We start from the raw sequence: 12,330 nt of genomic DNA, 5'->3' as shown, positions 1-12,330 counted from the left end.
TGTGTTCCGGTCTTCCTGACTCGACTGGATCAATGTGGGAGCTGGCTTGCCTGCGATAGCGTGGTGTCAGTCGATGATTCATCAACTGATCGACCGCTATCGCAGGCAAGCCAGCTCCCACATTTTTCGATCTGCGGTGCTCAGCGCAGCTCGAGCAGGCCTTGGACCAAGGGTTCCAGGTCCAGGCGGTTAACCTGCTTGACCTGTTCGATCATCGCCTCAGGCCAGCACTGCATCCCCAGGCACGCACCGAGCATCGCGCCGAGAATCGCGGCGATGGTGTCGGTGTCGCCGCCGAGGCTGGCGGCCATGCACAGGGCTTCGATGGCGTTCATTTCACCCACCGCGACTTGCTGCGCGAGGGCAAACGACACGACCACCGATTCCTGGGACGCAACGGAGGTGCCGATCAATTCGTAAAGCAGGTCGGTAAACAGCGCCTTGTCGCCGCTGTCGACACTCAAGGTGCGCGCCCAACTGATGCGGGTGGCGATGCGCCCGCCGGCAATCCAGTGGCCGTGGTTTTCCGCCTGCTGGGCGATCTGCGTGCCGATGTTCAGCGCTTCGCCCAGATCGACGCCGTTGATCCCGGCGGAAACCACCGCCGCCACCGCCGCCGCGCTGGAGATGCCCAGGTTGGTGTTATGGGTGACCTGGCACGCCTGGATCACCGCCTGGATAAACTGCGCCGGGTCGTTGACGTCCGCCGCGATGCCCACCGGGGTGATACGCATGGCGGCGCCGTTGGTGGTGCCGTAGCGCCCGGACTCTTCCGGGGTATGGCCCGCCAGGATCATGTCGATCGCCCGTTTGGTGGACGGGCCCAGCAAATCCTGGGAGCCCTTGGCGCGCATCACCGCTTCCCAGTCGATCAAACGTTGGGCGAGTTCGGTGGGTTCAATCCTGCCCTGCCCGTCCACCAGCAACTGGCCGACGAGGATCGCCTGTTCGGTGTCATCGGTGATCGAGCCCTTGGGCATGTTCGGCGCGATCGGCTGATCGGCGTCGGCATCTTCCAGGCCGGTGATCGCGCCGAAACGCGCCTTGACCTGCTCGCGGCTCAGGGACTGGGTGGGCATGCCCAACGCATCGCCCAAGGCCAGGCCGTAGAAGGCGCCGAGGGCGCGGGTGGTGGCGGTCATGTCGGTGTTCCAAATTGAAGGTGCAAGCGGAAATGCAGAGGGTCGAGCAGGCTTTCGACGGATTCCATGAAGCGGTCCTGGCGGTCGTAGGTGGTGCGCAGGGCCTTGAGGAACACTGTGCCCACCGGGCGCCCCAGGAGTTGGGCGTCTTCTTCGTTCAGAGGCTCGGCACCGATCCATTGGTTGCCGGTGGCGCCGACATAGCCATAGGCCGCCAGGGTGATGGTCAGGGAATTATCGATCAGGCCGACTTGCGGCAGGCTTTCCAGGCCACCCGAGGCCGGCATCAGCGAGCGCTCCAGGGACACGAACGTGCCGTCGGCAGCGCGACGGCGGCGGTCGAGGGCGATGAATTGGTCGCTGCCGTGACGGCTGAGCAGGTCCGGGCGGGTGACCGCTTCCAGGCGCAGGATTTCGGAGGTCACCACCGCGCCGGTGTCGGCCAGGGCTTGGGCCCAGCCGCTGCGCTGGTCGAGCACCATGCCGTCGAAGGTGACGATGGAGCCGACACCGCTTTGGGTGGCGATGTAGCTGCGGCGCTTGAGTTCGGCCAGGGCTTCACGCAGGGTGCCGCGGCTGACGGAAAACTCTTCGGCCAGTTGGTGCTCGCCCGGCAGCAGGACACCGTCAGCCATCACTCCACCCTCGATACGGCGGATCAGCTCGTCGACGACGCGTTTTTTCTTATCAAATCGGACATGTCTAATCATGTACAAATTGATAACCGAAAGCGCCCGGCTACAGCAAGCGAATTATTTCAGGGAGAGCGAGAAATCAGCCTCAGGGCTCCAGGCCGATGGGGAAAAATACCCCGCCGCTCCAGACGCCAAGCCAGTTCTTACCGTTGATCGGACGGGTCACCGCCAGCTCCACCAGCTGGTAGAACGCATTGCGGTGAACCAGGGCTTCGAGGTTGGTGCGCACCCGCAGGTATGGCGAGGGTTCCTGGGTGTCCGGGTCGATCACCACCCGCAGCGGATGCTCGATACCGGCCTCGACCTGCTCATCCACGTTGGTGGTAAAGCGCAGGACCTGGCTTTCGCCCTGCCCTTCGACTTCCAGGGTCACGGCGACGAAGGGCGCGTCATCGACCTTGATCCCGACCTTTTCCACCGGGGTGATCAGGAAATAATCATCGCCATCGCGGCGGATGATAGTGGAGAACAGCTTGACCATCGGCTTGCGGCCAATCGGCGTGCCCATGTAGAACCAGGTGCCGTCGCGGGCGATGCGCATGTCGATATCGCCGCAAAACGCCGGGTTCCACAGATGCACCGGCGCGGGCCCCTTGCCCTTGGGCAATTGCGCCAACAACTCATTGGCCTTGGCCGAATCGGTCATGCTGCTCTCCTTGTGTCTTACTGATCGCTCATGCCCAACAGGCTGCGCGCGTAGTGCGCCAGGGGCTTGCCGATCAGATCATCAGGCTTGTTGTCGTGGAACGTCAGTAAACCGCCACGGCTGTGAATCCGCACAGTATCAATCAAATACTGGGTGCTGGTCTCGATCAACATGACCTGAATGGTGCCGGTGTCGATGCCCAGGCGATCCACCGCCTCCTGGTCAGACCATTCATCGGCGTTACCGATCCGGTCATCCGCCTGGGCAAAGCGGCAGTACAGCAGGTAATGCGCACCGGCCGCGCGGGCTTCAGACATCGCCTGTTCCAGGCCTTCGGGTTTGCGGGCGCGGCGGACCATCGGAAAATATTCGACAAAGCCGTTGAAGGCTTCCTCGGCCACCACGTTAGGCCGTGGATAAGCACTGCCCGGCGGGGTGAAGGCGCCCTGGGCGATGAAGACGAAGGAGTCCGGCTGTATGCGGACCGAATTGACGCGGCGAGTATCGCTGTGGTCCAGCAGCCCGGCATCGCTCATCTGATAGCGCGTGCCTTCGGCCATATCACTGACGGTCATGCAGCCACCCAGCGCGAGTGACGCCAGCACCAAAACCAGACTACGCATCCTAATTCTCCAGAGGCCGGTGACGGAAAACCGGCGAATGGGCACGAGATGCAGATTTTGCGCCAGCTTGCGGGACTAGCCGCCGATGATCTTCATGATGGTGGCGCCGCCGGAGAAGGCCACTTCCTGCTTGTCACCCAAGGCCTTGACCAACAAGCGCTGCAAGGCCGGCAGGGCCTGGTGGCGGGGTTTGTCCAGCAGGTCGCCGACGTAGTGGCGGTTGCTCGACGACAGGCAGCCATGCAGCCAGCCGGTGGACGACAGGCGCAAACGCGAACAGGTCCGGCAGAACGGCACGCTTTCGTTGGCGATGACACCGAAGAAACCTTTGCCGGGCACTTCGTAGCGCACGGCAGTGGCGTCCACCGGGGCGTTGGCTTGCAGGTATTCGTACTGTTCGCCGATCAGGCTGAGCAATTGCTGAAGGCTGACGAATTGCTGCAGGAACGCGTTGGAATCGTTGGCCAGGTGGCCCATGCGCATCAATTCGATAAAGCGCAACTCGTAGCCACGCTCCAGGCAGTAGTCGAGCAGCGGCATCACCTGGTCGAGGTTCTGGCCGCGCAGCGGCACCATATTGACCTTGATCTTGATTCCGGCGGCGCTCGCCTGGTCCATGCCATCGAGCACGGTGGCCAGGTCGCCACCGCGAGCGATGCTGCGGAAGGCGTCGGCGTCCAGGGTGTCGAGGGACACGTTGATCCGGCGAATCCCGGCGTCCACCAGCAGCGGCAGTTTGCGCGCCAGCAGTTGGCCGTTGGTGGTCAGGCTGATATCACTGAGCCCCATCTGCCCCACCGCGCCCATGAAGGCTTCCAGCTTGGGGCTGACCAACGGTTCACCGCCGGTAATCCGCAGGCGCTCGATGCCGGCGGCCTCGATCAGGTACTCGACACCCCGCGCCATCGCCTCGGCCGACAGTTCGTCCTGCGCAGCCACCAGCCGCTTGCCGTTGGGCACGCAGTAGGTACAGGCGTAATTGCAGGCTGAGGTCAGGCTGATCCGCAAATTGCGGAATCGCCTGCCTTGACGATCAACGATCATGGATCACTCCGGCAGAGGATAATTCGGGCGCACTAAAACCTGACTGAAAAATCAAGTTTTAGCAAGGTCCTTGCCTGAGTATATTCCTGGGTTACTGCGCTGGGCAGGAAATCATATCGCCATCACGCTGGCGAATGATTCAAGTGGCCGGCGTTTCGGCGTTCGGCAAATCGGTGCTGTGCTTGCGCTTATTGCCCATGCGCACGCCGATGTCCATCAGGAACTGGAAGAAACCTTCCTGGTCTTCCAGCACATTGCTCCAGAACGGCGAGTGGTACAACGCCACGGCGCCGTGCACCAACGCCCAGGCGGCGCAGTAGTGGAAATACGGTGGCACGTCTTCGAGCTTGCCTTCGCTGATACGGCCCTTGATCAGCAGGGTCAGGCGTTCGAAGTTCGAGGCACGGATCTTGTGCAGCTCCTCGACCATTTCCGGCACCTGATGGCCCTTCACCACTTTTTCTTCCAGGCGATCAAACAAGCGGTAGCGCTGCGGGTCACGCATGCGGAACTCGAAGTAGGCGCGGGACAGCGCTTCCTTGTCCTTATCGACATCGGCCGAGTGCAGCAGTTCGTTCAGGTCGCGCTCGTAGTCGAGCATCAGGCGCAGGTAGATCTCGGCCTTGGACTTGAAGTGCTTGTAGATGGTGCCTTTGCCGATACCCACGGCATCCGCAATCATCTCGACGGTGACGCTGTCTTCACCCTGGTCGAGGAACAGCTTGAGTGCGGTGTCGAGAATTTCCTGCTCGCGGCGGCGAAACTCACGGACCTTGCGGGGTTCTTTGTGCATAAGAAAAAGGTCTGCAGAGATGGATATTGGAAGGGCGTTCGCTCCCCAAGCCGTGCTTGTCGGAACGTTTTACCCGGTGCGCGGGATTATCCCGACTGAACGGTCGTTGGGCAACGCCTATATGAACAACCTTTGCACTTAACTTACAACACGCCAACGAATGTGCCGATTCGAGTCAGAAATAAAACAGGTGATTGGCGCGTGTGCATCGCATCCAATGAGAACTCAACCGAAGCGGGCGTATTCCAAATCTGTTTAAAAAACGATCAGATGTGGCTGGACTGAATCGGATACTGATCAATACTTGAAATGTCGGCGTGGCATCTCCCCCAAGTGACGCGTCGACCTGGGTACCGACGGACTGCGTACCCTTGTTTTACTCCTAATGGTCTTAGCCCGGATTCACCCCCCAGAACCCGGGTTTTTTTTGCCTGCGATTCAGTGGCCGACGTGGGCCAGCGGGAACAGGCGCTTGAAGTTTTCGGTGGTCTGTTCGGCAAAGCGCTCGTAGGACTCGCCCCGCAGCATCGCCAGGTAATCCGCCACATCCCGTACGTATTCCGGCAGGTTGGGTTTGCCGCGATGGGGAATTGGCGCCAGGTACGGCGAATCGGTTTCCACCAGCAGGCGGTCTGCCGGGACCTGGCGCGCGACATCGCGCAGGGCATCGGCGTTGCGGAAGGTCACGATGCCCGACAAGGAAATGTAGAAACCAAGGTCCAGCGCGGCCTTGGCCATGTCCCAGTCTTCAGTGAAGCAATGCAGCACACCAGCCTGGGGCAGCGCGGCTTCGCGCAGCAGGGTCAGGGTGTCGGCACGGGCGCCACGGGTGTGGACGATCACCGGCTTGCCAGTCTGCCGGGCGGCTTGCAGGTGCAGACGGAACGACGCCTGCTGCAACTCGGCGGCTTCCGGTTCGTAGTGGTAATCCAGGCCGGTCTCACCGATGGCCACCACGCGCGGGTGATTGAGTTCGCCGAGCAGCCAGTCGAGGGCCGGGGCTTCGCCGGGCTTGAGGTCCAGCGGGTGAATGCCCACCGAGCAGTCGACGTCGGCATAACGATCGGCCAGGGCTTTGACGTCGGCGGCGTTTTCCGCGCTGACGCCGATGCACAGGAAGTGCCCTACCCCGCGCTGGCGCGCAGCTTCAAGGGCGGCGTCGAGGGAGCCGCCGTGCTGGGCCAGGTCGAGGCGATCAAGGTGGCAATGGGAATCTACGAGCATAGGGATCTACAACTTGAGTCACGGAAAGTGTCTGGCCAACGATACACCCGTCGGCCACTGAAATTAACGGCGGCCGAGCAAACCGACCCACTGCACCAGCAAGGCCTCAAGCAACAGCACGCGATTGAGGTTGGCCTTGCCGAGGACTTTCTGGCGTTGGGCGAGGATCCAGTCCTGGATGTTCAGCACCTTGTCCTGGGCGCTCTTCTGCGCCAGGTATTGCACGACTTTGCGCATGTCCGGCAGCCCAAGGCCGTTTTCGTCCTGGGTCAGCTGGTAGCGCAGGATCAGGCTCGACCAGTCGCAAAACCAGTCGAACAGCAGCAGCAAGGGAATGTCTTTCCAGGCGCTTTCGGCCAGTTGCGTGGCCGACACTTCCTGCTTGAGCAGTTTCTTCACCCCGTCCACCACCAGCGCACGCTGTTCACGCACGCCCTGGGCCTGGAGCTTGACCGCCGCCAGGGGCGAACCGGCCGCCAGGGTCAGCAACTCGACGCGCTCCGCCTCGCCGCAGTCCGGCAACGCCTGGGCCAGCCACTGCAAGCTCATGGCTTCGCTCGGCAACGGGCAGGCCTGCTGCACGCAGCGGCTGCGAATGGTCGGCAGCAGGCGGCTGGACTGGTGGCTGACCAGCAGCAGCACGGTATCGCCGGACGGTTCTTCCAGGCTCTTGAGCAAGGCGTTGGCGGCGTTGATGTTCATCGACTCCACCGGTTCGATCAGCACCACCTTGCGCCCGCCCATCTGCGCGGTCTGCACCACGAAGCTGACCAGATCACGCACCTGGTCGACCTTGATCGCCTTGTCGGCCTCTTCCGGTTCCAGCAGATAGTTGTCCGGGTGGCTGCCGGCCTTGAGCAGCATGCAGGATTTACATTCGCCGCAGGCTTCCAGGCCGTTGGGCCGCTGGCACAACAAGCTGGCCATCAGCCGCTCGGCCAGGGCGCGCTTGCCGATGCCCACCGGGCCGTGGAGCAGGTAGGCGTGGGCGTGCTGGGCACGGCCCGCCAGTTGCTGCCAGAGGCTGTCCTGCCACGGGTAGGCTTCAGCCACGGACACGCTCCACAAGCTTCGGCAACAGGGCGTCAATGCACTGCTGAACCTGAGTCAACGGTTGTGCGGCGTCCAACAGGTAGTAACGGGCGGGGTCGGCTTCGGCGCGCTTGAGAAACGCGCCGCGCACAGCTTCAAAAAAGACTCGGGTTTCCAGTTCGAAACGATCGAGGCGACCCCGGGCGGTGGCACGGGCCATGCCGACTTCCACCGGGAGATCGAACACCAGGGTCAGGTCGGGCCGCAAATCGCCCTGGACGAAGGTCTCCAAGGCCGCAATGCGCTCCAGGGACAAGCCACGGCCGCCGCCCTGATAGGCATAGGTGGAATCGGTAAACCGGTCACAAATCACCACGGCGCCCCGGGCCAGTGCCGGGCGAATGACTTCGGCCAGGTGCTGGGCGCGGGCGGCGAACACCAGCAACAGCTCGGTGTCGGGGTTCATCTGTTCGTCGCCCGGGGTCAGCAGCACTTCACGGATACGCTCGGCCAGTGGCGTGCCGCCAGGCTCACGGGTCAGCAGCACCTCGATACCTTCGGCGCGCAGGCGCTCGGCCAGGTATTCACGGTTGGTGCTCTTGCCGGCGCCTTCCGGGCCTTCCAGGGTAATAAACAAGCCAGTCACAGGCAGTCCTTAGTCAGAGTCATTGCGGGCTTTGCGGCGCGGCGTCATCGGGTGCCGGAGCCGGCTCGGCGGGCGTATCCAGCGGCGCGTCCGCAGGCTTTGCCGCCGGCGCCGGGCTGGAACGGTAATCGGCGCGACGCTTCATCTGGAACTCACGCACTGCTGCGTTATGCGCATCCAGGTTATCCGAGAAAATATGGCTGCCATCGCCTCGGGCAACGAAATACAGGCTGCTGCCCGCCACCGGGTTCAGCGCAGCATGAATCGCCTCCCGCCCGACCATGGCGATCGGCGTCGGCGGCAGGCCGGCGATCACGTAGGTGTTGTAGGGCGTGGCTTCCTTGAGGTGTGCGCGGGTCAGCTTGCCGGTGTAGCGCTCACCGAGGCCGTAGATCACCGTCGGGTCGGTTTGCAGCAGCATGCCGATCTGCATGCGCCGCACGAATACCCCGGCGATCTGGCCGCGCTCTTCCGGCACGCCGGTTTCTTTCTCCACCAGCGAGGCCATGATCAGCGCTTGATAGGGGTCGGTGTACGGCGCATCGGCCGCGCGCTTGCTCCACTCTTGGGCGAGGACATCGTCCAGACGGTTGTAGGATTTTTTCAGCAGTTCGACGTCGCTCATGCCACGCACGAAGCGGTAGGTGTCCGGGAAGAAGCGCCCTTCAGGAAATACGCCCGGGTGGCCGAGTTTTTCCATCACCTCGCTGTCACTCAGGCCGGACAGGGTCTGCTCGATCTTTTCATGCTTGGCCAGGGCCGCGCGCACCTGGCGGAAGTTCCAGCCTTCCACCAGCGTAATGCTGTACTGCACCACTTCGCCACGCTGCCACAGGCCGATCAGGCCCTCGGCGGTGAGGCCCGGGGTCATGCGGTATTCGCCGCTGTGCAGCGGCTGGCCGTCGAGGTTGAAGCGCCAGTAGAGACGCAACCAGAACGCATCCTTGAGCACGCCGTCATTTTCCAGGCGATTGAAGGTGCCGGTGGGCGTCGCGCCAGCCGGTACATCCAGCAATTGCTCCTGGGTCAGATTCAGGGGCTGCTCAAGGGCCGAGTTCAGCTTCCAGGCCGAAGCGCCCAGCAGCAAACCCGCCAGGACCAGACCGATCTCCAGCAACAATACAAATTTACGTCTCAAATCAAATATCCAATAGTGCGCGAACAATGCCCTGCAGTTTACGGGTGAGCGGCCCAACCGGCCAGCTCATCGCAGCACATCCGCGCACCGGCCAAATGCCATATACGCTGTTGCACACCAAGACTTCATCGGCCTGTTGCAGCTGCTCAAGGCTGATATCGGCCACGCTCGTCGGAATGCCCAACGCCTGCGCCTGGGCCAACACCTCGGCCCGCATGACGCCGGCGACGCCGCAGCGTTTCAGATCAGCGGTCAGCAACACGCCGTTACGCACCAGAAACAGGTTGCTGAAGACGCCTTCGATGACTCGACCGGACATATCCAGCATCAAACCTTCGGCGTGTTCGGCATCCTGCCATTCGGCGCGGGCGAACACCTGTTCCAGTCGATTGAGGTGCTTGAGGCCGGCGAGCAACGGTTGCTCGGACAAACGCGTGGTACACGCAAACAGGCGGATGCCTGACGCTGCATGTTCCGGGGGATAAGTGGCAGGTGGACTGCCTTGCAGAATGCGCCGCGCCGGAGCGCCAGCACTGATGCCATAACCGCGCTGGCTGTCGCCACGGGTTAGGATCAACTTGAGTACACCGTCACCGAGGGCGGCGGCGTAGGCCAGCAATTCGCTGCGGATCAGGGGTTGATCCGCAACAATCGCCAACCGCCTGCAACCTTCTTCAAGGCGCTGCAGGTGGCGGTCAAGCAGCACGGGCTGCCCGGCCTTGACGGCAATGGTCTCGAACAGCCCATCACCGTATGCCAGGCCACGGTCTTTCAGGGGCACTGCGCCCGCCGGCTGACCGTCGACCCAGCTCTCCATCACTCGGCGAACCGGCGGAACACCAGGGAACCGTTGGTACCACCAAAACCGAACGAGTTGGACAGCACCACGTCGATCGGCATCTTCTGCGGCTCGTGAGGCACGAAGTTCAGGTCGCAGCCCTCATCCGGTTCATCGAGGTTGATGGTCGGCGGAGCGACCTGATCCTTGATGGCCAGCACGCTGAAGATTGCCTCGACCGCGCCCGCCGCACCCAACAGGTGACCGGTCATGGACTTGGTGGAACTGACCGCCAGCTTGTAGGCGTGCTCGCCGAACACCGACTTGATGGCCTCGGCTTCCGCCAGGTCGCCGGTCGGGGTCGAAGTGCCATGGGCATTGATGTACTGCACCTGGTCAACGTTGACCTTGGCATCACGCAACGCATTGGTGATGCAGCGTGCAGCACCCGCGCCGTCCGACGGAGGCGAGGTCATGTGGTACGCATCACCGCTCATGCCGAAACCAATCAGCTCGGCGTAGATGGTGGCGCCACGGGCCTTCGCGTGCTCCAGCTCTTCGAGTACCAGCGCACCGGCACCGTCGGCCAGAACAAAACCGTCGCGGCCCTTGTCCCACGGACGACTGGCACGGGTCGGCTCGTCATTGCGGGTCGACAACGCACGGGACGCGCCGAAGCCGCCCATGCCCAAACCGCAGGCGGCCATCTCGGCACCGCCGGCGATCATCACGTCGGCCTCGTCATAGGCGATATTGCGCGCCGCCATGCCGATGCAGTGAGTGCCCGTGGTGCACGCCGTGGAAATGGCGTAGTTAGGCCCCTGGGCACCCAAGTGGATGGACAGGAAACCGGAAATCATGTTGATGATCGAGCCAGGCACGAAGAACGGTGAAATTCTGCGAGGGCCGGACTCATGCAGGGTGCGGCTGGTTTCTTCGATATTGGTCAGACCGCCAATACCCGAACCCATGGCCACGCCGATGCGCTCACGGTTGGCGTCGGTGACTTCCAGGCCGGCATTACGCACCGCCTGAAAACCGGCTGCCAGGCCGTATTGAATGAACAGGTCGAGTTTGCGGGACTCTTTGACCGAGAGATATTCCTCGACATTGAAGTCCTTTACCGAGCCGCCAAAACGGGTGGAATAGGCAGAAAGGTCCGTGTGTTCGATCAGACCAATACCACTGCGGCCAGCCAGAATGCCCTGCCAACTGCTCGGCACATCCGTACCCAGTGGCGACAACATACCCATACCGGTGACTACGACGCGTCTACGCGACACAGCACTCTCCTTTTTCTAATGACGACACTTTGCATCAGGCTTAAAGGAAAAAACCGCACGCCATAGGGCAGTGCGGTTTTTCCATCACAGCAAGCGACGATTACAAACTATTACGCCTGGTGGCTAGTAACGTAGTCGATAGCAGCTTGAACGGTAGTGATTTTTTCAGCTTCTTCGTCCGGGATTTCGGTCTCGAATTCCTCTTCCAGAGCCATCACCAGCTCAACGGTGTCAAGGGAGTCGGCACCCAGGTCTTCAACGAAGGAAGCGCTGTTGGTCACTTCTTCTTCTTTAACGCCCAGTTGCTCGGCAACGATTTTCTTGACGCGCTCTTCGATGGTGCTCATACCTTGTTTTCACTCCTAATGGACAAATTCAGGCAGCTGGCCAGTGGGTAAGTGTATAGAAAGACTTTTCAGCTTTTCAACTGAAAGCTTCACCCTCGTACCCTATTGGCCATCTGCCTATAAATAGATTGCAGCTTTATAACGGATTTTAGACAGCTCGTATGACATTTTTTTGAAGCGATCCGTCACAATTTAACTCATGTACATCCCGCCGTTCACCGGGATTGTAGCCCCAGTCACGTATGCCGCACCGTCGGATGCCAGGAAAGCGACCACATTCGCGATCTCTTGAGCCTGGCCCAGACGGCCCAGCGGAATCTGCGTCAGCAACGCTTCACGCTGCGCTTCAGGCAATTCGCGGGTCATATCGGTGTCGATGAACCCTGGGGCCACCGAGTTGACCGTAATCGACCGCGAGCCTACTTCACGCGCCAATGCACGGCTGAAACCTTCCAGACCGGCCTTGGCGGCTGCGTAGTTTACTTGGCCTGCGTTGCCCATGGCACCCACAACAGAGCCAATATTGATAATTCGACCCCAACGAGCCTTGGTCATGCCGCGCAAAACACCCTTGGACAGGCGAAACAGACTGTTCAGGTTGGTATCAACGACGTCATGCCACTCGTCGTCTTTCATACGCATCATCAGGTTATCGCGGGTAATACCGGCATTGTTCACCAGAATAGCCGGTGCACCGAATTGCGCCGTGATTTCAGCCAATACGGCCGCCACGGACTCATCGCTGGTCACGTTAAGCTCAAGACCGGTGCCCTGGACGCCGTTTTCCTTCAGCGTCGCGGCAATACGTTCAGCGCCGGCGGCGGAGGTTGCGGTACCGATGACCACAGCGCCCAGACGGCCCAGCTCCAGGGCGATCGCCTGGCCAATGCCACGGCTTGCGCCGGTGACCAGTGCAACTTTACCTTGCAGACTCATGCA

14 protein-coding genes are annotated in these 12,330 nt (G+C 61.6%); all 14 read right to left on the bottom strand.

All coding sequences use genetic code 11. The features are described from left to right. Positions 1 to 140: 140 nt before the first annotated feature. On the bottom strand, positions 141 to 1,142 hold the full coding sequence (locus HX807_RS03655; protein WP_004371263.1) for an ADP-ribosylglycohydrolase family protein: 1,002 nt from the start codon (positions 1,140 to 1,142) through the stop codon (positions 141 to 143). Next, the gene (locus HX807_RS03650) at positions 1,139 to 1,852 is read right to left on the bottom strand and encodes a GntR family transcriptional regulator (protein ID WP_080673275.1); all 714 of its coding nucleotides are present in this window, start codon (positions 1,850 to 1,852) and stop codon (positions 1,139 to 1,141) included. The genes HX807_RS03655 and HX807_RS03650 overlap by 4 nt, the downstream gene beginning before the upstream one ends. Before the next feature lie 70 nt (positions 1,853 to 1,922). Then, entirely contained in the window at positions 1,923 to 2,483 is a 561-nt protein-coding gene (locus HX807_RS03645) for a DUF1285 domain-containing protein (RefSeq protein WP_177049271.1), read from the bottom strand. Positions 2,484 to 2,500: 17 nt separating this feature from the next. Next, positions 2,501 to 3,106 carry a DUF4823 domain-containing protein gene (locus HX807_RS03640; RefSeq protein WP_063027950.1) on the bottom strand — a complete coding sequence of 202 codons (606 nt, stop codon included), beginning with the start codon at positions 3,104 to 3,106 and terminating at the stop codon, positions 2,501 to 2,503. Between the two features lie 75 nt (positions 3,107 to 3,181). Beyond that, a complete protein-coding gene (locus tag HX807_RS03635; RefSeq protein WP_004371275.1) occupies positions 3,182 to 4,150 on the bottom strand; it encodes a GTP 3',8-cyclase MoaA in 969 nt (322 codons plus the stop codon). A gap of 139 nt (positions 4,151 to 4,289) precedes the next feature. Next, positions 4,290 to 4,943 carry a TetR/AcrR family transcriptional regulator gene (locus HX807_RS03630; protein WP_004371278.1) on the bottom strand — a complete coding sequence of 218 codons (654 nt, stop codon included), beginning with the start codon at positions 4,941 to 4,943 and terminating at the stop codon, positions 4,290 to 4,292. A 438-nt stretch (positions 4,944 to 5,381) separates the two neighbouring features. Further along, positions 5,382 to 6,167 carry a TatD family hydrolase gene (locus tag HX807_RS03625; protein ID WP_169386005.1) on the bottom strand — a complete coding sequence of 262 codons (786 nt, stop codon included), beginning with the start codon at positions 6,165 to 6,167 and terminating at the stop codon, positions 5,382 to 5,384. Positions 6,168 to 6,230: 63 nt separating this feature from the next. Beyond that, positions 6,231 to 7,220, bottom strand: coding sequence for a DNA polymerase III subunit delta' (locus tag HX807_RS03620; protein ID WP_004371282.1), 990 nt, complete (start codon positions 7,218 to 7,220; stop codon positions 6,231 to 6,233). Continuing rightward, complete coding sequence (tmk, locus tag HX807_RS03615) at positions 7,213 to 7,845, bottom strand: dTMP kinase (RefSeq protein ID WP_008434959.1); 633 nt, start codon at positions 7,843 to 7,845, stop codon at positions 7,213 to 7,215. The genes HX807_RS03620 and tmk overlap by 8 nt, the downstream gene beginning before the upstream one ends. 19 nt (positions 7,846 to 7,864) lie before the next feature. Beyond that, the gene (gene mltG, locus HX807_RS03610) at positions 7,865 to 8,983 is read right to left on the bottom strand and encodes an endolytic transglycosylase MltG (RefSeq protein WP_023659249.1); all 1,119 of its coding nucleotides are present in this window, start codon (positions 8,981 to 8,983) and stop codon (positions 7,865 to 7,867) included. A 1-nt stretch (position 8,984) separates the two neighbouring features. After that, positions 8,985 to 9,800 (bottom strand): aminodeoxychorismate lyase, encoded by an 816-nt coding sequence (gene pabC / locus HX807_RS03605; RefSeq protein ID WP_008434963.1) that lies wholly within the window; start codon positions 9,798 to 9,800, stop codon positions 8,985 to 8,987. Then, the gene (gene fabF, locus HX807_RS03600; protein WP_004371291.1) at positions 9,800 to 11,044 is read right to left on the bottom strand and encodes a beta-ketoacyl-ACP synthase II; all 1,245 of its coding nucleotides are present in this window, start codon (positions 11,042 to 11,044) and stop codon (positions 9,800 to 9,802) included. The genes pabC and fabF overlap by 1 nt, the downstream gene beginning before the upstream one ends. Positions 11,045 to 11,154: 110 nt before the next feature. Next, positions 11,155 to 11,391, bottom strand: coding sequence for an acyl carrier protein (gene acpP / locus HX807_RS03595; protein ID WP_004371293.1), 237 nt, complete (start codon positions 11,389 to 11,391; stop codon positions 11,155 to 11,157). Between the two features lie 192 nt (positions 11,392 to 11,583). Continuing rightward, positions 11,584 to 12,327 carry a 3-oxoacyl-ACP reductase FabG gene (gene fabG / locus HX807_RS03590; protein WP_004371297.1) on the bottom strand — a complete coding sequence of 248 codons (744 nt, stop codon included), beginning with the start codon at positions 12,325 to 12,327 and terminating at the stop codon, positions 11,584 to 11,586. Positions 12,328 to 12,330 lie beyond the last annotated feature (3 nt).

This window comes from Pseudomonas sp. D8002, assembly GCF_013385695.1.
In the GTDB taxonomy this organism is placed as follows: Bacteria; Pseudomonadota; Gammaproteobacteria; order Pseudomonadales; family Pseudomonadaceae; genus Aquipseudomonas.
The sequence above is the reverse complement of the archived record's forward strand: the minus strand, read 5'-3'. Positions and strand labels throughout refer to the sequence as shown.